This is a genomic window from Mycobacterium nebraskense, from assembly GCF_002102255.1.
In the GTDB taxonomy this organism is placed as follows: domain Bacteria; phylum Actinomycetota; class Actinomycetes; order Mycobacteriales; family Mycobacteriaceae; genus Mycobacterium; species Mycobacterium nebraskense.
Genome location: NZ_LQPH01000158.1, coordinates 71,590 through 91,655, shown reverse-complemented (window position 1 = coordinate 91,655; position 20,066 = coordinate 71,590). Strand labels below are relative to the sequence as shown.

At 66.3% G+C, this 20,066-nt stretch carries 17 protein-coding genes, 2 tRNA genes and 1 pseudogene; 4 read left to right on the top strand and 16 right to left on the bottom strand.

Going from position 1 to position 20,066, the window contains the following annotated elements; genetic code table 11:
- Window positions 1-28: 28 nt before the first annotated feature.
- The 5 genes from AWC17_RS32835 to clpX all read right to left on the bottom strand — a co-directional run bounded on the left by AWC17_RS32835 (window position 29) and on the right by clpX (window position 6,943).
- Window positions 29-553 (bottom strand): transglycosylase family protein, encoded by a 525-nt coding sequence (locus AWC17_RS32835; protein WP_085165172.1) that lies wholly within the window; start codon window positions 551-553, stop codon window positions 29-31.
- Window positions 554-1,606: 1,053 nt separating this feature from the next.
- On the bottom strand, window positions 1,607-2,212 hold the full coding sequence (gene mobA / locus AWC17_RS24070; RefSeq protein WP_046184056.1) for a molybdenum cofactor guanylyltransferase: 606 nt from the start codon (window positions 2,210-2,212) through the stop codon (window positions 1,607-1,609).
- A 1-nt stretch (window position 2,213) separates the two neighbouring features.
- Window positions 2,214-3,305 carry a 2-oxoacid:ferredoxin oxidoreductase subunit beta gene (locus AWC17_RS24065; RefSeq protein ID WP_046184057.1) on the bottom strand — a complete coding sequence of 364 codons (1,092 nt, stop codon included), beginning with the start codon at window positions 3,303-3,305 and terminating at the stop codon, window positions 2,214-2,216.
- Window positions 3,302-5,275 (bottom strand): 2-oxoacid:acceptor oxidoreductase subunit alpha, encoded by a 1,974-nt coding sequence (locus AWC17_RS24060; RefSeq protein ID WP_141224751.1) that lies wholly within the window; start codon window positions 5,273-5,275, stop codon window positions 3,302-3,304. The genes AWC17_RS24065 and AWC17_RS24060 overlap by 4 nt, the downstream gene beginning before the upstream one ends.
- Window positions 5,276-5,662: 387 nt before the next feature.
- A complete protein-coding gene (gene clpX, locus AWC17_RS24055; RefSeq protein WP_046184059.1) occupies window positions 5,663-6,943 on the bottom strand; it encodes an ATP-dependent Clp protease ATP-binding subunit ClpX in 1,281 nt (426 codons plus the stop codon).
- 321 nt (window positions 6,944-7,264) lie between these two features.
- Here clpX and mmuM point away from each other — a divergent pair, with 321 nt between their 5' ends.
- The gene (gene mmuM, locus AWC17_RS24050) at window positions 7,265-8,197 is read left to right on the top strand and encodes a homocysteine S-methyltransferase (protein WP_167385632.1); all 933 of its coding nucleotides are present in this window, start codon (window positions 7,265-7,267) and stop codon (window positions 8,195-8,197) included.
- Here mmuM and AWC17_RS24045 read toward each other — a convergent pair.
- The 5 genes and pseudogenes from AWC17_RS24045 to AWC17_RS24025 all read right to left on the bottom strand — a co-directional run bounded on the left by AWC17_RS24045 (window position 8,159) and on the right by AWC17_RS24025 (window position 12,438).
- A pseudogene (locus tag AWC17_RS24045) lies at window positions 8,159-9,413 on the bottom strand (IS30 family transposase). The gene mmuM and the pseudogene AWC17_RS24045 overlap by 39 nt on opposite strands.
- 91 nt (window positions 9,414-9,504) lie before the next feature.
- Window positions 9,505-10,149 carry an ATP-dependent Clp protease proteolytic subunit gene (locus AWC17_RS24040; RefSeq protein WP_046184060.1) on the bottom strand — a complete coding sequence of 215 codons (645 nt, stop codon included), beginning with the start codon at window positions 10,147-10,149 and terminating at the stop codon, window positions 9,505-9,507.
- Entirely contained in the window at window positions 10,146-10,736 is a 591-nt protein-coding gene (gene clpP1 / locus AWC17_RS24035; RefSeq protein WP_046184061.1) for an ATP-dependent CLP protease proteolytic subunit ClpP1, read from the bottom strand. Before clpP1 ends, AWC17_RS24040 begins: the two co-directional genes overlap by 4 nt.
- 127 nt (window positions 10,737-10,863) lie before the next feature.
- Window positions 10,864-12,294: a trigger factor gene (gene tig / locus AWC17_RS24030; protein ID WP_046184062.1), complete on the bottom strand. Its 1,431-nt coding sequence runs from the start codon at window positions 12,292-12,294 to the stop codon at window positions 10,864-10,866.
- 67 nt (window positions 12,295-12,361) lie between these two features.
- Window positions 12,362-12,438: transfer RNA gene (locus AWC17_RS24025), tRNA-Pro, on the bottom strand.
- A 148-nt stretch (window positions 12,439-12,586) separates the two neighbouring features.
- Between AWC17_RS24025 and AWC17_RS24020 the strand changes: the two genes are divergently transcribed.
- Window positions 12,587-12,657, top strand: a tRNA-Gly gene (locus tag AWC17_RS24020).
- Between the two features lie 32 nt (window positions 12,658-12,689).
- Window positions 12,690-13,868 (top strand): serine hydrolase domain-containing protein, encoded by a 1,179-nt coding sequence (locus AWC17_RS24015; RefSeq protein WP_046184063.1) that lies wholly within the window; start codon window positions 12,690-12,692, stop codon window positions 13,866-13,868.
- A 54-nt stretch (window positions 13,869-13,922) separates the two neighbouring features.
- Here AWC17_RS24015 and AWC17_RS24010 read toward each other — a convergent pair whose 3' ends face one another.
- From AWC17_RS24010 to AWC17_RS24000, 3 genes are read right to left on the bottom strand one after another with little or no spacing between them, the layout of a single operon-like run.
- Window positions 13,923-14,723, bottom strand: coding sequence for an Fpg/Nei family DNA glycosylase (locus AWC17_RS24010; protein WP_046184064.1), 801 nt, complete (start codon window positions 14,721-14,723; stop codon window positions 13,923-13,925).
- 7 nt (window positions 14,724-14,730) lie between these two features.
- Window positions 14,731-15,210: a ribose-5-phosphate isomerase gene (locus AWC17_RS24005; RefSeq protein ID WP_046184065.1), complete on the bottom strand. Its 480-nt coding sequence runs from the start codon at window positions 15,208-15,210 to the stop codon at window positions 14,731-14,733.
- Window positions 15,211-15,237: 27 nt separating this feature from the next.
- Window positions 15,238-15,861 (bottom strand): mycothiol-dependent nitroreductase Rv2466c family protein, encoded by a 624-nt coding sequence (locus tag AWC17_RS24000; protein WP_046184066.1) that lies wholly within the window; start codon window positions 15,859-15,861, stop codon window positions 15,238-15,240.
- A 105-nt stretch (window positions 15,862-15,966) separates the two neighbouring features.
- On the opposite strand from AWC17_RS24000, the gene pepN reads away from it, so the two are divergent.
- Entirely contained in the window at window positions 15,967-18,549 is a 2,583-nt protein-coding gene (pepN, locus tag AWC17_RS23995; RefSeq protein ID WP_085165166.1) for an aminopeptidase N, read from the top strand.
- Here the strand turns inward: pepN and AWC17_RS23990 are convergent.
- From AWC17_RS23990 to AWC17_RS23980, 3 genes are all read right to left on the bottom strand, one after another.
- Complete coding sequence (locus AWC17_RS23990) at window positions 18,546-19,013, bottom strand: DUF5130 domain-containing protein (protein ID WP_046184453.1); 468 nt, start codon at window positions 19,011-19,013, stop codon at window positions 18,546-18,548. The genes pepN and AWC17_RS23990 overlap by 4 nt on opposite strands.
- The gene (ctaJ, locus tag AWC17_RS23985) at window positions 19,000-19,227 is read right to left on the bottom strand and encodes an aa3-type cytochrome oxidase subunit CtaJ (protein ID WP_046184462.1); all 228 of its coding nucleotides are present in this window, start codon (window positions 19,225-19,227) and stop codon (window positions 19,000-19,002) included. Before ctaJ ends, AWC17_RS23990 begins: the two co-directional genes overlap by 14 nt.
- Before the next feature lie 78 nt (window positions 19,228-19,305).
- On the bottom strand, window positions 19,306-19,953 hold the full coding sequence (locus tag AWC17_RS23980; RefSeq protein ID WP_046184454.1) for an HNH endonuclease: 648 nt from the start codon (window positions 19,951-19,953) through the stop codon (window positions 19,306-19,308).
- Window positions 19,954-20,066 lie beyond the last annotated feature (113 nt).

Below are 20,066 nucleotides of genomic sequence, written 5' to 3'. Positions count from 1 at the left end.
GCATTACTTATTACTGCGTAGTGGGTCGTCAGCCGCGACGCCCGCAGACCGGCCAAGCGCCGATGCCCTGCGAGTGCAGCACGTTCTCGGCCACCCGGATCTGCTCCTCGCGGCTCGCGCCGGACGGGGAACCCGACCCGCCGTTGGCACGCCAGGTGCTCGGGGTGAACTGCAGGCCGCCGGAGAACCCGTTACCGGTGCTGATCGACCAGTTGCCGCCCGACTCGCACTGCGCGATGGCGTCCCAGTTCACGCTGTACGCCCGGACCGGCGGAGGCGGCGGGGCGTCCGGGCCCGGAGGCGGCGGCACGTTGGGGTCAAAGCCCGCGGGTGCCGGCGGCGGGGCGTCGGGCGCCGGGGGCGGAGGAGGAGCGTCCGGAGCCGGGGGCGCCAGGGCGTCCGGCGCCGGGGGCGGCGGAGGCGCGTCCGGTGCCCCGGCGGGCGCCATGTTGGGGTCAAAACTCATCGGCTCCGCACTGGCGGTGGCCGACGGGATGCTCACGAGGGTGCCCGTGATCGCGGCAAGAACGAGCGTCTTACGGACGTTCTTCAATATCTTTCCTTTCGCGGTGCGCGCGCGCCAAAGCAAGCCCACGGGTGTGGGCTGACGGTGTTTGTTGTTGCGGAAAACCTGCTTTGGAACGTGCCGAGTTGTTCCGGCACGACAGCGGTGGGCTCGAGTCGCCCGGCGGGCTGCTACCCCGCCGGCCGCGGACGGGGTTTCGCCGTCCGCAGCCCCGCTCACACGCGGGTCCGTGGATTCTATTTTCAGTTACTCTTCCGTAACCCGTTGCGGGCTAACACGGACCGTACGAGACCCAGCCGCATTCGTCATCTTCGGGAAACGGACATCTCCGTTCGGTAACGGGGTGATCACAGCGCAATACCGTCACCATTTTGGCAGGTCAGCGACGCAATTCCGACAAGTACCCAACAATCGCAAAGACTTTCAAATCGTGAGCCGAATCACGCCCATTTTGTGAACTGGCCCACGTATTTGCGCCTGCACGTTTAGGCCTTCGCAGCACCAACGGACTCGGGTCCGCCGCCGCGAAGCGGCGTAGCCTACAACAAGTTACGGTGGTCCGTCACATGACACGCCCGACCACGCGAGCGAATTGCGTTGTCCTGCTGGCTAACTTGCATCGTTCAAATAGTGCACACGATGCCGGGCGTGTTGCCTGCGCATAGAGGCCCGACATACCGAAATATACTTCCGTACAATGACTTTGGAGAGACCAGCCGTGTGACGACACGCCGCGGGTGCGGGCGCAACGCCACCGCCGAACGGCTCCCGAGCCGCCGTCCGATCCAGCCAAATCAATTTGCTCAGAAAAATCTGATTCCGGATGGCGCCGAAGCGCGACGATGTCACACCTCCGGCGGAGCAGCGCTCATTCGATCCGAAATTCCCGGTGCCCCAACAGATCACGGCCGCGGCCCAACTCGGATACTCCACCGCCCGCAGAGCGCCCAGCCATTACCGCAAGCGAAAAGAAGAACTCGTCTTATGTCTAATAGAATTGCGGATTCTCGCGCATAATCGCGGCGCCCGGATGATTTACTCAGAATGTATCCGACGCGATTCAACCGCGACCGGATTGGGTCAGCTGGGGGACTGCGCGAGAGCGCGGAGGTCCGCGTCGGTGTTGACGTTGGTCAGCGACCGCAAATCCGACGTCACGATGCGCTGGGCATCCGATGCGTCCACCAAGGCGCGCATCTTGCGCTCGCCGGCGGCTACCAACGTGTCGACACGGTCGGCCAGGTCGGTCCGGTACACCGCGGCAAGGTAGTGGTCCTGGCCGTCCCACGGCAGCACTACTTCCGCGCCGGTCTCCAGCGCCTTGCGGGCGAGATCGTCGATGAGTTCGACTGCCAGGAAAGGCATGTCGACGGCGCAGACGAAGGCGAGCCGGGCACCGGCATCGGCGGCCGCACGCAACGCCCGCCCCGTCGCGGGCAACGGCCCCAGCCCGCGCAGTTCGTCGCGCATGACCCGGGCTTGCAGCTCGGGCAGCGGCTGGCCCTGGGCGGCCATGACAAGGACCGGGTCGCAGCGCTGTCGGAGGATGCCGACCACGTGCTCGACCATCGTGGTTGCTTCCGACCCGGCGGATGCAGGAACCGGGAGGCTGGCCTTGTCGCGGCCCATTCGTTGCGATGCGCCGCCGGCGAGCACTACGCCGGCCAGTGAACCTGTTTCGCCCACGTCAGTCGACGGTCCAGGTGTCGCGCCCGCGCAGCAGCGACTGCAGGGCGGCGTCGTCAAACGGCTTCGAAGCCCGCGCGGCCTGCACCTGGGAGCGCGCCGCGTCGTCGTAGGTGGGCCGGTTGACGTCGCGGAAGATGCCCAGCACGGTGTGCTCGAGATTCTGATCGGAGAGCCGGGACAGGGCAAAGGCGTAGGCCGAGTCGTCGGTGTGCGCGTCGTGCACCACGATCTCGTCCACGGACACGTCTGCGGTCTTGGCCACGTCGAGGCCGAAGCCGGATCGCACCACGCAGTACTCGCCGTCGGCGCCGAAGACGATTGGCTCACCGTGGCGGACGTTGATCACCCGCTCCTCGGCGCCCTCCTTGCGCAGCACGTCGAATGAGCCGTCGTTGAAAATCGGGCAGTCCTGCAGGATTTCGACCACCGCGGCACCGCGGTGCTCCGCGGCGGCACGCAATACCTCGGATAGTCCGTTGCGGTCGGAGTCGAGGGCCCGGCCGACGAACGTGGCCTCGGCGCCCAGCGCCAACGACGCCGGGTTGAACGGGTGATCCAGCGATCCCATCGGCGTCGACTTGGTGACCTTGCCGACCTCCGACGTCGGCGAGTACTGGCCCTTCGTCAGCCCGTAAATCCGGTTGTTGAACAACAGGATCGTGATGTTGACGTTGCGGCGCAGCGCGTGGATCAAGTGGTTGCCACCGATCGACAACGCGTCGCCGTCGCCCGTGACCACCCACACCGAAAGGTCCTCGCGGGCTAGCGCCAGACCGGTCGCGATCGCCGGCGCGCGGCCGTGGATCGAGTGAAACCCGTAGGTCTCCAAGTAATACGGGAACCGGCTCGAGCAACCGATGCCGCTGATGAACACGATGTTCTCGCGGCGCAGCCCGAGCTCGGGCAGGAAGTTGCGGATGGTGTTGAGGATGACGTAGTCACCACACCCGGGACACCAACGGACCTCTTGGTCACTGGTGAAGTCCTTGCCCTTCTGCGGCTGATCCGCAGTGGGCACACCGTCGTTCTTCTTCAACCTCGGAGTCAGCCCGAGGTCGGTGCCCGCCAGATTTCCCATCAGGTCGGTCATTCGCTAGCTCCCGCTCCAACCGTTGCTGCCGCCATTCTGGCGACCATCGTCTTGTCTTGCTCGATTTCGGCCAGCGTGCCGCCTATCGCTGCGCGGATGAGGCGCCCGATCTCGTCGGCAAGGAACGCGACACCTTGGACCTTGGTGACGGATTGCACGTCGACCAGGTACTTGCCGCGCAGTAACAGGGCCAGCTGGCCGAGGTTCATCTCCGGGCAGACCACCATCGGGTAACGCCGCAACACGTCACCCAGGTTCGCCGGGAACGGGTTCAGGTGACGAAGGTGGGCATGCGCGACCTTGACGCCCTTGCGCCGCGCGCGCCGGCAGGCTTCACCGATCGGGCCGTACGAGCTGCCCCAGCCGATGAGCAGGAGCTCGGCGTCGCCGGTCGGGTCGTCGACCTGAAGGTCGGGAACCGAGATGCCGTCAATCTTGGCCTGGCGCAACCGAACCATCAGGTCGTGGTTGACCGGCTCGTAGGAGATGGCGCCCGAACCGTTGGCCGCTTCCAGGCCACCGATGCGGTGCTCCAGGCCCGGGGTGCCCGGAACGGCGAATTGGCGAGCGAGGGTCTCGGGGTCGCGGTTGTAGGGCTGGAAGGGCTCATCCGGTTTGGCGAAGGTGTGCTTGATCGGCGCCAGCGTGCCGACATCCGGAATGCGCCACGGCTCAGAACCATTGGCGATCGCGCCGTCGGACAAGACGATCACCGGGGTGTGATATGACACCGCGATGCGCACCGCCTCGAGCGCGGTTTCGAAACAGTCGGACGGTGAGCGTGGCGCCAGCACCGCAAGCGGCGACTCCCCGTTGCGGCCGTACAGCGCCTGCAGCAGGTCGGCCTGCTCGGTCTTCGTCGGCAGGCCGGTCGAGGGCCCGCCGCGCTGAACGTCGATGACCAACAACGGCAATTCGGTCATCACCGCGAGGCCCAACGCTTCGGACTTCAACGAAATCCCCGGACCCGACGTGCTCGTGACTCCGAGGGCACCGCCGTACGAGGCGCCGATTGCGGCACAGATGCCGCCGATCTCGTCCTCGGCCTGGAAGGTGATCACGTTGAAGTTCTTGTGCTTGGACAGCTCGTGCAGGATGTCCGATGCCGGCGTGATCGGGTAACTGCCGAGCACCACCGAAATGTCGGCCAGCTGACCCGCCGCGACGATGCCGTAGGCCATCGCGGTGTTGCCGGAGATCTGCCGGTATTCGCCGGATGGCAACGTCGCCCGCGACACCTCGTAGGTGGTGCCGAACGCCTCAGTCGTCTCGCCGTAGTTCCAGCCCGCCTTGAGGGCCAAGACGTTGGCCTCCGCGATATCGGGCTTGCGGGCGAACTTCTCCCGGATGAACTTCTCGCTGGTCTCGATCGGGCGGCCGTACATCCACGACAGCAGGCCCAGCGCGAACATGTTTTTGGCGCGCTGGCCGTCCTTCTTCGACGCGCCGATCGCCTCGACGGCGCCCAGCGTCAGCGTCGTCATCGCGACGGAGTGCACGACGTACTCCTCGAGTTCGTCGGTCTCCAGCGGGTTCGTTACGTAGCCCACCTTGGTCAGGTTGCGCTTGGTGAACTCGTCGGAGTTCGCAATCACCATGCCGCCGCGCGGCAGATCACCGAGGTTGGCCTTGAGCGCCGCCGGGTTCATCGCGACGAGCACGTCGGGGCGGTCACCGGCAGTCAGGATGTCGTAGTCGGCGATTTGGATCTGGAAGGACGAGACCCCGGGCAGGGTGCCTGCGGGAGCCCGGATCTCGGCGGGATAGTTCGGCTGGGTCGCCAGGTCGTTACCGAAAAGCGCTGCCTCCGACGTGAATCGGTCGCCGGTCAGCTGCATTCCGTCGCCGGAGTCCCCGGCGAAACGAATGACGACTTGTTCCAGGCGCTGGCGGTGGGAACCGCCACCAGAAGGCGAACCATTCGAGCCGTTATGAGAATCAGACCCGGCTCCGCTGCCGTTCGGATCCACGTATCCGCCTTCCATTGGTTATCCGGATAGGCACTTCGCTGGAGCTTTAAGGGTACGCGCCATTGAGGCGACTCCCGCGCCCGCGAGCTTGTGTGTCACTGGTAGTACCAATTATGGCACTCCTTTTCGGCGAGAATGTGCGTCTCTAAACCATTACATGCAGCGGTTTTACACCTAAAGCCGATGTCAGCGAGGGGACGCTGGTGCGGACCATTCAAAACTGTGGTATTGGTCACTTTTGCGCGCGGCGCTCTGTTCGCTCGGCGCCGCTTCCGGCATCGCGTTCAGTAGACGATGAAAGCCTGCGCCGGCGAGCGCGCCCAGGAAAGGCGAACGCGGGCATCCGCAGTTGGTACCCAAGTGTGCGGCCGCTCGACCGCGGAGGTGCTAGGCGCTCTTGTCGCGGCGCTCGGTGCGCGACGGCTTGCGCGGCACGATCGTCGGAAGCACGTTGTCTTGCACGGTCTCCTTGGTCACCACGACCTTGGCGACGTCGTCGCGGCTCGGGATGTCATACATCACCGGCAGCAGGACCTCTTCCATGATGGCGCGCAAACCACGGGCGCCCGTGCCGCGGTGGATGGCCTGATCGGCGATCGCCTCCAGCGCGTCCTCGGTGAACTCGAGTTCGACGCTGTCCATCTCGAACAGCCGGGTGTACTGCTTGACCAAAGCGTTCTTCGGCTCGGACAAGATCTTGACCAACGACTCCCGGTCCAGGTTGGTCACCGAGGCGACCACCGGCAGCCGGCCGATGAACTCGGGGATCAGGCCGAACTTGATCAGGTCCTCCGGCATGACGTCGGCGAAGTGGTCGGTGGTGTCGATCTCGGCCTTGGAGCGCACCTCGGCGCCGAAGCCCAGGCCGCGCTTGCCGACGCGCTCGTAGATGATCTTCTCCAGGCCGGCGAACGCCCCCGCCACGATGAACAGCACGTTGGTGGTGTCGATCTGTATGAACTCTTGGTGCGGGTGCTTGCGGCCGCCCTGCGGGGGCACCGACGCCTGGGTGCCCTCCAGGATTTTCAGCAGGGCCTGCTGAACGCCCTCGCCGGAGACGTCACGGGTGATCGACGGGTTCTCGCTCTTGCGGGCGATCTTGTCGACCTCATCGATGTAGATGATTCCGGTTTCGGCACGCTTGACGTCGTAGTCGGCGGCCTGAATGAGTTTGAGGAGAATGTTTTCGACATCCTCACCGACGTATCCGGCTTCGGTCAGCGCGGTGGCGTCGGCGATGGCGAACGGCACGTTGAGCATCTTGGCGAGCGTCTGGGCCAGGTAGGTCTTGCCGCAGCCGGTGGGCCCGAGCATCAGGATGTTGGACTTGGTCAGCTCAACCGGCTCGTGCCGGGAGTCACGGCCCTTCTCCCCGGCCTGAATGCGCTTGTAGTGGTTGTAGACCGCGACGGCCAGTGTCCGCTTGGCGGTGTCTTGCCCGATGACGTACCCCTCCAAGAACTCCCGGATCTCAACGGGCTTGGGGAGTTCGTCAAGTTTGACGTCGTCGGCGTCGGCGAGTTCCTCTTCGATGATCTCGTTACAGAGATCGATGCATTCATCGCAGATGTATACACCGGGGCCAGCAATGAGCTTCTTGACCTGCTTCTGGCTCTTCCCGCAGAACGAGCACTTCAGCAGGTCACCGCCGTCTCCGATGCGCGCCATGGTGCTGAGGGCCTACTTCCTTTTCGCCGTTCGTCTTGCTGTGCCGCATGTATCCCCCGACGCTACCCGCTAGATCGGGCCCGACGCGACCATTAAGGCCGAATCGCGTCGGTGGTATTCATGCTGTCCGTCCCGATGAAACATATAGCCCGACGGCGCCCGTCATTCGCGAAAGACGCGCTTTGCGTGTCTTTGGCGTGTCGCGGTCGTTACCCGACCGAGGCTCAAGCGCCGACCGACCCCCAGATCCGCCCGGAGATGCCGATCCAGGCGGAGCATGGGCAGATCCCCAAGAAATCACCCTACAGTGGCCGGGTGGGATTGGCTCTGATCAGCGGATCGGTCCTGATCAGCGATGGCGGTTTGGCCACCGAACTGGAAGCGCGCGGTCATGACCTTTCCGACCCGTTGTGGTCGGCGAGGCTACTGGCGGACGACCCGGACGAAATCGTCGCCGTGCACGCCGCCTACTTTCGCGCCTGCGCCATGATCGCGACGACGGCGAGCTATCAGGCATCGTTCCAGGGCTTCGCATCGCGCGGGATCGACCGAGACGAAGCCGCCGGGCTGCTGCGCCGCAGCGTCGAACTCGCGAAGACCGCGCGTGATGAAGCGGACACCAGCGGGCTCGTCGTCGCCGCTTCGGTCGGCCCGTACGGCGCGGCGCTGGCCGACGGATCCGAATACCGCGGCCGCTACGGCCTATCCGTCGCGGCCCTGAGGCGATGGCACCGACCCCGGCTGGAAATCCTGGCGGGCGCCGGCGCCGACGTGCTGGCGTGCGAGACCGTGCCCGACGCCGACGAGGCTGAGGCGCTGGTCGATCTGGTCGGTTCGGTCGGCATGCCGGCCTGGCTCAGCTACACCGTCGACGGCACCAGGACCCGGGCCGGGCAACCGCTGACCGATGCGTTCGCCGTCGCCGCCGGGGTGCGCGAGATCGTCGCGATCGGCGTCAATTGCTGTGCGCCCGAGGACGTATTGCCGGCGATCGAGATCGCCTCGGCTACCGGCAAGCCGGTGATCGTCTACCCGAACAGCGGCGAGCGCTGGGACGGCCGGGGTTGGGCGGGGCGGCGATCGTTTTCCGCGCGCCTCGCCAAGCAGTGGGTGGCGGCCGGGGCGCGCATCGTCGGTGGCTGCTGCCGGGTGGGGCCCGCCGATATCGCCGAGGTTCGCCGAGCGTGCACTGAGCGCGAAAAATCAGGGGCGGTTTCAAGGTTTGGTTGCAACAGTGGTTTCTGTCGGGGATGACAGTAGCCGGTTGAGGACTTGGGCGGGACTGTCCCAGCCGAATCGTTTGCGTGGGCGTTCGTTGAGTTCGGCGGCGACTTGGGCGAGGTAGTCCGCGGAGTGCACCGATAAGTCGGTGCCTTTCGGGAAGTATTGGCGTAGAAGGCCGTTGGTGTTCTCGTTGCTGCCGCGCTGCCACGGTGAGTGCGGATCGCAGAAGTAGATGTCGATGCCGGCGTCGATACTGATGCGAGCGTGACGTGACATTTCGCTGCCTTGGTCCCAGGTCAGTGAGCGGCGCAACGATTCAGGCAGGGTCTTGATGGCGGCGATCATCGCCTCGGCCACCGTCTCGGGATCGCGGCGGGCGGGCAGATGCAGGAGTTGGACGAACCCGGTGGAGCGCTCGACGAGGGTACCGATCTGAGAATGTTGGTTTTTGCCCAGGATCAGATTCCCAGTGCCCGGGCACCGCGCGGTCCGCGGCCTCAGCGGGCCGCTCACTGATGTTGACCATGCCCGGAATCCGGCCACGCCCGTTGCCACCACGGGCCCGACCATGTGGCCGGCGTAACGCCCGCCCGGTCCGCAAACACTTGGCCAGCTCACGGCGCAGTTCCCCACGCCCTTGCACATAGAGCGCTTTGTAAATGGTTTCGTGGGACACCTGCATCTCCGGGCGATCGGGGTAAGTCCTGGCCAACACCCCAGCGATCTGCTCGGGGCTGTACTTCTTGACCAACCACGCTTGCACCTCGGCGCGCAGCGCCGGGCAGCGCCCCAGCTTGCCGGTCTTAGGCCGGCGCGCCCGCTGCTCACTGCGCAGCTGAGCAATCCGCGCCGAGTACCCCGACTTGGCGTCCCAGCCGGCCCGGCGGGCCCCGAAGCGATACCGGCCGCGATAACGGCCCACATACCCCCGCATGACGCCGTGGTGGGCGATCTCGCGCATCACCGTCGAGGGGGCCCGGCCCAGCCGGGCTGCCATCGAGCGGATCGACTCACCTTGAGCGGTGCCGATCATGATCTGTTCACGCTCATCAGCCGACAACCGCGGCCGTTTCTGCCCCTGGGGTGCTAACCATCGCGGATTCACACCACCAAACCTGCGAAACCACGTGCTACCGCACGTCGGCGACACGCCGACCGCAACCCCGGCATCCTCCGAAGACACCCCTGCTGCGATCAACTCCCAATACCGACGCTGCACCGACAACAGCTGAGGCACACCCGTCATCAACACCCCTACCTACGAAGTGTTGCAATCACCCCTTGAGCCCAGGGCGAAGATTCGCGCTGAGCGCACGGTCGGCGGAGGGCCGTTGACGCTAGGCGGTTTGCGCGGAGAGCTTCCGGTACTCCAGGACGGTGTCGATGATCCCGTACTCCTTGGCCTCAGCCGCGGTCAGGATCTTGTCGCGGTCGGTGTCCTTGCGGACGGTCGCGGCGTCCCTGCCGGTGTGGTGGGCCAGCGTGGTCTCCATCAGCGTGCGCATCCGCTCGATCTCGGCGGCCTGGATCTCCAGATCGGAGAACTGGCCCTGGATCACGCCCTGAAGCGACGGCTGGTGGATCAGCACCCGGGCGTTGGGCAGCGCCATCCGCTTGCCGGGAGTGCCCGCGGCCAGCAGCACCGCCGCGGCGGAGGCGGCCTGGCCCAGGCACACCGTCTGAATGTCGGCGCGCACGTACTGCATGGTGTCGTAAATCGCCATCAGCGAGGTGAATCCGCCGCCAGGCGAGTTGATGTACATGGTGATGTCGCGGTCGGGGTCCAGCGACTCCAACACCAGCAGCTGCGCCATGATGTCGTTCGCCGAAGCGTCGTCGACCTGGACGCCGAGGAAGATGATGCGTTCCTCGAACAGCTTGTTGTAGGGGTTGGACTCCTTGATGCCGAAGCTGGAGTGCTCGATGAACGACGGCAGGATGTAGCGCGCCTGCGGCTGGATCTGGGGGTGCTGCGTACTCACTGGGCTTCTCCGTTGGTGATGTGGGCGGCGCGCGTAATGATGTGGTCGACGAACCCGTATTCCAGGGCCTCCGGGGCGGTGAACCAGCGGTCGCGATCGGAATCCGCCTCGATGCGTTCGATCGACTGGCCGGTGAATTCGGCGTTGAGCCGGAACATCTCCTTCTTGATGACATGGAATTGCTCGGCCTGGATGGCAATGTCGGCCGCGCTACCGGTCACCCCGCCCAGCGGCTGGTGCATCAGGATGCGGGCGTGCGGCAACGCGTAGCGCTTGCCCTTGGTCCCCGCCGCCAGCAGGAACTCACCCATCGACGCGGCCATACCCATCGCGTAGGTGGCGATATCGCAGGGGGCCAGCACCATGGTGTCGTAGATGGCCATGCCGGCGCTGATGGATCCGCCCGGCGAGTTGATGTACAGGGAGATGTCTTTGTCGCCGTCCTCGGCGGCGAGCAGCAGGATCTGCGCGCACAGCCGATTGGCGACTTCGTCGTTCACCTCCGAACCCAGGAAGATGATGCGCTCGGAGAGCAAGCGCTCATAGACCGAGTCCGTGAGGTTCAGACCCTGCGAATTCGAACGCATGTCAGACACGACTGGGTTACCTGCTTTCTCGAGTTCTTCTATGCACCGACACTAACCAACTGAGCCCACTGTTTGGCGGCCACGCTCCCCCTCAATTGGGCGCTTTCGCTCACAGCTTCAAGATCGGTCACTTCGCTTCGTCGTCGGAGGCTTCCGTTTCCAGGACGTCGTCGGCCCCCTCTGTCGGATTGTCGGCCTCCTCCGCCTCGCCGGCCAGCTCGGCTGCGTCGGCCTCCGAACGCTTGCCGAAGAACTCACTGGTGTCGATGGCGTTCCCGTCGGTATCGGTGACCGTGGCCGCCCGCACCACCTCGGCGACGGCCAGCCCGCGCCGGACGTCCGCGAACATGGCCGGCAGCTGGTTGTTCTCCTGCAGGTAGCCCAATAGCTGCTGCGGCTCGATGCCGTATTGCCGGGACGTCGCCACCAGGCGTTCGGTAAGGTCGTCCTGTCCGACCTGGACCTCCAGCTCGTCGGCCAACGCATCCAACACCAGCTGCCTCTTGACGTCGGTCTCCGCGGCGGTGCGCGTCTCGGTCTCGAATTCTTCGCGCGTCTTACCCTGCCCGGCGAGCGCCTCTTCGAGCTTGGCGTCGTCGTGGTCGAGGCCGTGCAGCGCGCCGTGAATGGTGCTGTCGTATTGAGCCTGGACGATCGCTTCCGGCAGCGGCACGTCGAGCTGTTCGATGAGAGCGTCCAGCGCGGCGTTACGTATCTCGTCGGCCTGCTGAGCGCGCTTGAGCTGACCCACCTGCTCACGCAGGTTGGACCGCAGCTCCTCGATGGTGTCGAACTCGCTGGCCAATTGCGCGAACTCGTCGTCGGGTTCGGGGAGCTCGCGCTGCTTGATCGACTTGACCGTGACGGTCACCTGCGCGTCTTGCCCGGCGTGTTCGCCGGCCGCCAGCTTCGCGGTGAACTCCCGGGACTCGTCCACAGACAAACCGACCAGGGCATCGTCGAGACCCGCGATGAGCCGGCCCGACCCGACCTCGTGGGACAGCCCTTGCGCGGCGGCCCCCGGCACCTCTTCGCCGTTGATGGTGGCCGACAAGTCGATCGAGACGAAGTCGCCGGTGGCCACGGGGCGGTCGACGCCGGTCAGGGTGCCGAACCGGGCGCGCAGCGACTCCAATTCGGCGTCGACGTCGTCGTCGCTGACCTCGATCGGGTCCACCGAAACCTTGAGCGCACCCAGGTCCGGCAGCTCGATCTTGGGGCGGACGTCGACCTCGGCGGTGAACGCCAGCTCCTGGCCATACTCCTTCTTGGTGACCTCGATTTCGGGCTGACCAAGGGGCTGCACCTCCGAGTCCACGACCGCCTGCCCGTACCGCGCGGGCAGCGCTTCGTTGACGACCTGGTCGAGCAGCGCCTCCCGGCCGAACCGGGCCTCCAGCAACTTTGCCGGCGCCTTGCCGGGCCGGAAGCCGGGGAGCCGGACCTGCTTGGCCAGCTCCTTATACGCGCGCTGGAAATCGGGCTCGAGTTCGGCGAACGGCACCTCCACGTTGATGCGGACCCGGGTTGGGCTCAACTGCTCGACAGTGCTCTTCACGGGGGTTGCTCCTCGGTGGTCGTTCCTGGCGGTCGGTGGGCCGTGTGTATACGGCACGGGGTCGTGCTGGTCGGGGTGACAGGATTTGAACCTGCGGCCTTCCGCTCCCAAAGCGGATGCGCTACCAAGCTGCGCTACACCCCGCGCTGACCTCGATGATCCTAAGGCCCCACCAGGCAGGGTCGGCCATTGGCTTCGCGGTGACCTCGCAGACCCTCACGGAGCGATCACAAGACCGCGTCGATTAGATTTGATCTTGGTCGACAGCTACAGTCACGCTCGACTAACACATGCGGGCGTAGCTCAATGGTAGAGCCCTAGTCTTCCAAACTAGCTACGCGGGTTCGATTCCCGTCGCCCGCTCGGGGTAAGGCTCTGCTCCACAGAAAGGCGCCATGAGCGACGTCAAAATCCATGGCTCATGCGCGTCGGACTTCGTCGGAGTGCGCGACGCGTTCGAGCGCAATTTCACGCTGGGCGATGAAGTCGGCGCGGCCGTCGCGGTGTGGGTGGACGGGTCGCTCGTCGTCAATCTCTGGGGCGGCTGGGCTGACGCCGCCCGCACCCGGCCCTGGCAGCAGAACACCCTGACCACGGTGTTGTCCGGGACCAAGGGCCTGTCGGCCACCTGTGTCCACCAACTGGCCGACCGCGGCGAGCTGGATCTGCAGGCCCCGGTCGCCCATTACTGGCCCGAGTTCGGGCAGGCGGGCAAACAAAACATCACGCTGGCGATGGTGATGAGCCACCGGTCCGGCGTGATCGGCCCCCGCACCCGGTTGCGCTGGGAAGACGTGGCCGATTGGGACTTCGTCTGCGAACAGCTGGCCGCCGCAGAACCCTATTGGGAGCCGGGCACCGCCCAGGGCTACCACATGACCACGTTCGGATTCATCCTCGGCGAGGTGTTCCGGCGGGTCACGGGCCGGACGATCGGCCAATACCTACGCACCGAGATCGCCGAACCGCTCGGCGCCGACGTGCACATCGGGTTGTCGCTGGCCGAGCAACGCCGCTGCGCCGAGCGGGTCAACAAGCCGCACGCCCGCGACCTGCTGGCCGACGCGCAAGCCCCCAACTACCCGGCCAGCCTGGCCGAGCATCCCAAGGCGGGGCTGTCGATCTCGATGGGGTTCGCCCCCGACGACGAGCTCGGCTCGCACGACCTGCAGTTGTGGCGCGAACTCGAGTTCCCCGGTACGAACGGGCAGGTGTCGGCCCTGGGATTGGCGACGTTCTACAACGCGCTCGCCCAGGAGAAGGTGCTCAGCCGCGAACACATGGACCTGGTGCGGGAGTGTCAGGGCGGCCTGGAGACCGACTTGGTGCTGGGGCCACGGGTCGCGGACCACGGCTGGGGCCTGGGTTACATGCTCAACCAACGGTGCGTCAACGGGCCCAACCCGCGCATCTTCGGCCACGGCGGGCTGGGCGGCTCCTTCGGGTTCGTCGATCTGGAACACCGGATCGGCTACGCGTACGTGACGAACCGCTTCGACGCCACCAAGGCCAACGCGGACCCGCGCAGCCTGGCCCTCAGCAACGAGGTCTACGCCGCGCTGGGCGTCACCTAGGTCCGGTACCCGCCACCGGCCGCGCGTAGTTCTCGGCCGGCCCGGTATGTTGCATCATTTCTGGCAGGTGGGACACCAGAACACGTTTCGGCCCTCCAGCACGGTGGTGCGGATCGAGTCGCCGCAGACCCGGCAGGCGTCGCCGGCGCGCCTATACACATACGTTCGCGGCCGGCCGGCCCGATACGACGGCGGTCCGTGGTCGTGCTCGGGTCGCACCACGATGATCTTGCCGCGGCGCAAGCCGACCTTCATCAGTGCCACCAGGTCGGTCCACGCCGCGTCGAACTCCGCCTGGCCGATGTCCCGGCCGGGACGGAACGGGTCGATGTGGTGGCGGTACAGCAGCTCGTTGCGGTAGACGTTGCCCACGCCGGCGACGACCGTCTGATCCATCAGCAGCGCGCCAATCGGCCTGCGGGACTTGGCAATTCGGTTCCACGCAGAGGACGGATCGGCGTCGTTGCGCAACGGGTCGGGGCCGAGCCTGGCCAGCACGTCGGAAACCCGGCCCTCGTCGATCACCTCGCACACCGTGGGGCCGCGCAAATCGGTGCCGTAGTCGGCGCCGACCATCCGCATCCGCACCTTCCCGACCGGTTCCGGAACGACCGCTCCCTCGCGCGGCCACTCGGTGAAGGCACCGTAGAGGCCCAAATGCACGTGCACGATCGGTCCGCCGTCGTAGTGGTGGAACAGGTGTTTGCCCCAGACGCTGGTGCGGCGCAACACGCGGCCGTCCACCACAGCCGAATCGGCGAAGCGGCCCTGCGGGCTCGACACCGCGACTGGCGCGCCAGCGAATCGGCGCTGGTGCAGCCGGGCCAACCGGTGCAGGGTATGCCCTTCGGGCATGCGCGCCTCAGCTCTGCGCGCCAGGCACCGGCGGCGCCTGGTGAGTGCGTTCGTATTCGGCGAGGATGTCGATACGCCGTTGGTGGCGTTCGGCTTTCGACCATTGCGCACTCAGGAAGGCGTCCACGATGGCCAACGCCTCCGGGGCGGTGTGCATGCGACCGCCGATCCCGATCAACTGGGCGTTGTTGTGTTCGCGGGCCAACGTCGCGGTCTCGACACTCCACGCCAGCGCGCACCGGGCTCCCGGCACCTTGTTGGCCGCGATCTGCTCGCCATTGCCCGATCCGCCCAGCACGATGCCCAGGCTGTCGGGGTCGGCCACCGTGCGCGTCGCGGCGGCGATGCAGAATGCCGGGTAGTCGTCCTCGGCGTCGTACGTGTAGGCGCCGCAATCGATCGGCTCGTGGCCGGACGCTTTGAGGTGCTCGATGATCTGCTGCTTGAGCTCGAATCCGGCGTGGTCAGAGCCGAGGTAGACGCGCATGCCCGCAATCCTTACACGGGGCGCTCGTCAGTCGAATTCGGGCTTCTCGGTGCGGGTCCGCTTGAGTTCGAAGAAGTGTGGGTAGGACGCGAACGTCACCGACGCGTCCCAGAGCTTGCCGGCCTCCTCGCCGCGCGGGATCTTCGAGAGCACCGGCCCGAAGAACGCCACACCATTGACGTGGATGGTCGGCGTGCCGACGTCGTCGCCGACGGCGTCCATGCCGGCGTGGTGGCTCTTGCGCAGGGCGTCGTCGTAGGCCTCGCTGTGCGCGGCCTCGGCGAGCTCCGCGGGCAGGCCGGCGTCGGCCAGCGACAGCTTGATGACCTCTTCGAGATTCTTGTTGTCCTCGTTGTGAATCCGGGTGCCCATGGCGGTGTACAGCGGGTCCAGCACTCCGGCGCCGTGGGCCTGCTCGGCGGCGATCGCCACCCGCACCGGTCCCCACGCGTGCTTCATCATCTCGCGATACTTGTCGGACAGGCCTTCTCGGTTCTCGTTGAGGATCGCAAGGCTCATGACGTGAAAGTGCACGTCGATGTCGCGAACCTTCTCCACCTCGAGGATCCAGCGCGACGTGATCCAGCACCACGGGCACAGCGGATCGAACCAGAAATCGGCTTGGTCTTTCCCGGCAGCCTTGTCAGGCATAGCGCAGTCCTCTCGTCGGTCAACACACCGTTCAGCACAACCGTAGGCGCCTCGCCCCTGTTCCCGCAGTGCCCGAGATGCGAGCCGGGCACGTAAGTTGGACGCGTGGCCCTTCCTAATCTCACCCGGGACCAGGCCGTCGAACGCGCCTCCCTGATCACCGTCGACAGCTACCGGATCGACCTCGATGTCACCGACGGCTCCGGTTCTGGCGCTCCAGGCGAACGGACCTTCCGGTCCACTACCACGGTGGTGTTCGACGCGCTGCCGGGCGCCGACACGTACATCGACCTCGCCGCCGAGACGGTCCGCGCCGCCACCCTCAACGACCACGAACTCGATGTGTCCGGATACGACGAATCGACCGGCATCCCGCTGCGCGGCCTCCAGAAACACAACATCCTCGTCGTCGACGCGGACTGCCGCTACTCCAACACCGGTGAGGGGCTGCACCGTTTCGTCGACCCGGTCGACGACGAGACGTATCTGTACTCGCAATTCGAAACCGCCGACGCCAAGCGCATGTTCGCCTGCTTCGACCAACCCGACCTCAAGGCGACGTTCGACCTGCGGGTGACCGCGCCCAAGCACTGGAAGGTGATCTCCAACGGCGCCACGGTCTCGATCGAGAAGGGGACACACACCTTCGCCGCCACCCCGCGGATGAGCACCTATCTGGTGGCCCTGATCGCCGGACCGTACGCCGAGTGGAAAGACAGCTACACCGACGAACACGGGGAGATCCCGCTGGGCATCTTCTGCCGGGAATCCTTGGCGCGGCACATGGACGCCGAGCGGCTCTTCACCCAGACCAAACAGGGATTCGGCTTCTACCACAAGAACTTTGGGATGCCGTACGCGTTCGGAAAATACGATCAGCTGTTCGTCCCCGAATTCAACGCCGGCGCAATGGAAAACGCCGGTGCGGTGACCTTCCTGGAGGACTACGTTTTCCGCAGCAAGGTCACCCGCGCCTCCTACGAGCGGCGCGCCGAAACCGTGCTGCACGAGATGGCGCACATGTGGTTCGGGGACCTCGTCACCATGACCTGGTGGGACGACCTGTGGCTCAACGAGTCGTTCGCGACCTTCGCGTCGGTGCTGTGCCAGGCGGAGGCGACCGAATTCACCGAGGCCTGGACGACATTCGCGACGGTCGAGAAATCGTGGGCCTACCGCCAGGACCAAATGCCGTCGACGCACCCGATCGCTGCGGACATCCCCGATCTGGCCGCGGTCGAGGTGAACTTCGACGGCATCACCTACGCCAAGGGCGCGTCCGTCCTCAAGCAGCTCGTCGCCTACGTCGGGTTGGAGCACTTCCTGGCCGGGTTGCGCGACTACTTCCGCAGCCACGCGTTCGGCAACGCAACCTTCGACGACCTGGTCGCCGCGCTGGAGAAGGCGTCGGGCCGGGATCTGTCGGACTGGGGCCAGCAGTGGTTGAAGACGACCGGGTTGAATACGCTGCGGCCGGATTTCGACGTTGACGCCGACGGCCGGTTCACCCGGTTCGCCGTGACGCAAGGTGGCGCCGCCCCGGGGGCCGGTGAGACCCGAGTGCACCGGTCGGCGATCGGGATCTACGACGATGACGGCGCCGGCAAGCTGGTGCGGGTGCGGCGGGAAGAACTCGACGTCGCGGGTCCTGTCACGGATGTGCCTGCGCTGGTTGGTGTTTCGCGCGGCCAACTGGTGCTGGTCAATGATGACGACCTGACGTACTGCTCACTGCGGTTGGACGGCGAGTCGCTGCAGACCGCGCTGGGGCGGATCGCCGATATCGCCGAGCCGCTGCCGCGCTCGCTGGTGTGGTCGGCGGCGTGGGAGATGACGCGCGAGGCCGAACTGCGGGCCCGCGACTTCGTCGCCCTGGTCTCGGGCGGGGTGCACGCCGAAACCGAGGTTGGGGTGGCGCAGCGGCTGCTGATGCAGGCGCAGACGGCGCTCGCCTCCTATGCCGAGCCGGGCTGGGCGCACGAACATGGTTGGCCGCAGTTCGCCGACCGGCTGCTGGAGCTGGCGCGCGCCGTTGAGCCCGGCTCGGATCACCAGCTCGCCTTCGTCAACACCCTCTGCTCGTCGGTCCTGTCCACCCGGCACGTCGTGACGCTGGCGGACCTGCTCGATCACGACCCGGCCGGCTTGGGGTTGACGGGCCTCGAGATCGACACCGACCTGCGGTGGCGCATCGTGACCGCGCTCGCCAGCGCCGGCGAGATCGACGCCGACGGGGCCGCCACACCCTTCATCGATGCGGAGGTGCAGCGCGACCCGACCGCCGCCGGCAAGCGGCACGGCGCCCAGGCGGCGACGGCGCGGCCGCAACCGCAGGTCAAGGAGGACGCCTGGACCACGGTGATCGAGGACGACACCATGGCCAACATCACGGCCCGCGCCATCATCGCCGGCTTCGCCCCACCCGGGCAGCATGACTTGCTCAAACCGTTCACCGACCGCTATTTCGACGCGATACAGGGCGTGTGGGCGCGGCGGTCCAGCGAAGTCGCCCAAACGGTGGTGATCGGGCTGTACCCCCACTGGAACATCAGCGAGGACGGCGTCGCGGCCGCCGACAAGTTCCTGTCCGCTCCGGAGGTGCCGCCGGCGTTGCGGCGGCTGGTGGTGGAGGGCCAGGCGGGCGTGAAGCGGGCCCTGCGGGCCCGCAGTTTCGACTCGCCTGACTAGGCCGGGGAGATCCCCGCGCTCAGGACGCGGATCGCGCTGACCAGTCCGTCCACCAGTTCGCCGCGCTCGAAAGCCGAAGAGGCGGCGGCGACCCCCAGCGGTGCGGACGACTCGGCGCCGCGGCCGCGGACCTGAGACCCGTAGACCACTTCGATGACCTTCTGGTCGGGCGAGACCGCCAGGAGCACCGCGTCGTCCGGCGTCGGCACCTCGGCCAGGAGCTCGCGGGCCCGCGCGGCGGTGTCGTTGCCCAGGTCGCCCAGGTAAATGGCGAACCGAGCCTTCGATGCCCGCGAGCCGAACTTCAGCGCGTCGTCGATGGCAACGAGGTCCTTGGTCGGGAACGGGAAATGCACGGAGAGCTCACCGGGCTGCGTGACCCCGGAGATCCGTCCGCTGGTGGTGATCACCCACCCGTTGGGCAGCTCGGCGGGCTCGATCGTCGCTACATCACCACGTGCCACTGGCGCCACCTCCGACTGAGAATTCGTGTCCACCGTGCCCGCCGTGCGCGTGGCCGACGTCTTCGTCCGTGGCCGCCCACAGGATCGGCGGGTGCGTCCACTTGTCCGGCAACTTGTAGGTCGCCGGGTGTGGTCCCTTGTGGGACCAGATCAGCACCGCCAGCACGGCCACCAGCAGCAACGGTATCCCGATGAAGTACAGGTGAATCTGCAAAAGGCTCACGACGAAAACCGTATCCCACGCGGCGATCCATCGGCACACTCGGACACAACATGTCCGGCGATCCGGACGCTACGCCGCGCCTTCACCGAGGTAGCGCGCCCAGGCCGGATCGAGCTCCTTGACCGTCGACAGCAGTCGCCAATGCTGTCCCGTGGGCGGCAGCGGCGTCCGGCGCAACACCCAGCCGAGTTCGGTGAGCAGCTTGTCGCCCTTGCGGTGGTTGCACGTCGAGCAGCAGGCGACACAGTTCTCCCAGGAGTGGTCGCCGCCGCGGCTGCGGGGCACCACGTGGTCGACGGTGTCGGCCTTCGTGCCGCAATAGGCACACGAGAACCGGTCCCGGTGCATCAGGGCGGCCCGGGTCATCGGGACCCGGGCGCGGTACGGAACGCGGACATAGGTCCGCAGCTGAATGACCGAGGGCACCACGATCGAGCTGGTGGCCGAGTGGATCACCGGTCCGGCCGGGTCGTGGTGGACCACGTCGGCCTTCCCACAGATCACCATCACGATGGCCCGCCGCATCGGCAGCGCGGTCAGGGGCTCGTAGGTCGAATTCAGCAGCAGCACCCGCCGACGACTCCACACGGATGCGCCGTCTTGGCGGGTGGGGGGATGGGTATCGACGCTATGCAGGGATGACGCGGTTGGGGGCCCGGTTAACCCTGCCGCGGCACCGGTACTGCGGTGGCCGCGGCGTCTCTTGCCCTGCGCCATAGATCCTCCGCGGATAGTCCACCATGATTCGTCGCCAATCGCACCCCTATTGCAGGTGAACGGCATGTCGTCCGGGTAAACAGCGCGAGCGCCGCCGGCCCGGCTCAGCCCCA

Excerpts from the sequence above, each read along its gene's own strand:
- AWC17_RS24065 (WP_046184057.1), bottom strand. The coding sequence starts at position 3,305 with ATGACCGACCTGATGGGAAATCTGGCGGGCACCGACCTCGGGCTGACT.
- clpX (WP_046184059.1), bottom strand. The coding sequence starts at position 6,943 with ATGGCGCGCATCGGAGACGGCGGTGACCTGCTGAAGTGCTCGTTCTGC.
- clpP1 (WP_046184061.1), bottom strand. The coding sequence starts at position 10,736 with ATGCGTTCGAATTCGCAGGGTCTGAACCTCACGGACTCGGTCTATGAG.
- AWC17_RS24015 (WP_046184063.1), top strand. The coding sequence starts at position 12,690 with ATGAGCGACGTCAAAATCCATGGCTCATGCGCGTCGGACTTCGTCGGA.
- AWC17_RS24010 (WP_046184064.1), bottom strand. The coding sequence starts at position 14,723 with ATGCCCGAAGGGCATACCCTGCACCGGTTGGCCCGGCTGCACCAGCGC.
- AWC17_RS24005 (WP_046184065.1), bottom strand. The coding sequence starts at position 15,210 with ATGCGCGTCTACCTCGGCTCTGACCACGCCGGATTCGAGCTCAAGCAG.
- AWC17_RS24000 (WP_046184066.1), bottom strand. The coding sequence starts at position 15,861 with ATGCCTGACAAGGCTGCCGGGAAAGACCAAGCCGATTTCTGGTTCGAT.
- AWC17_RS23980 (WP_046184454.1), bottom strand. The coding sequence starts at position 19,953 with ATGGCGCAGGGCAAGAGACGCCGCGGCCACCGCAGTACCGGTGCCGCG.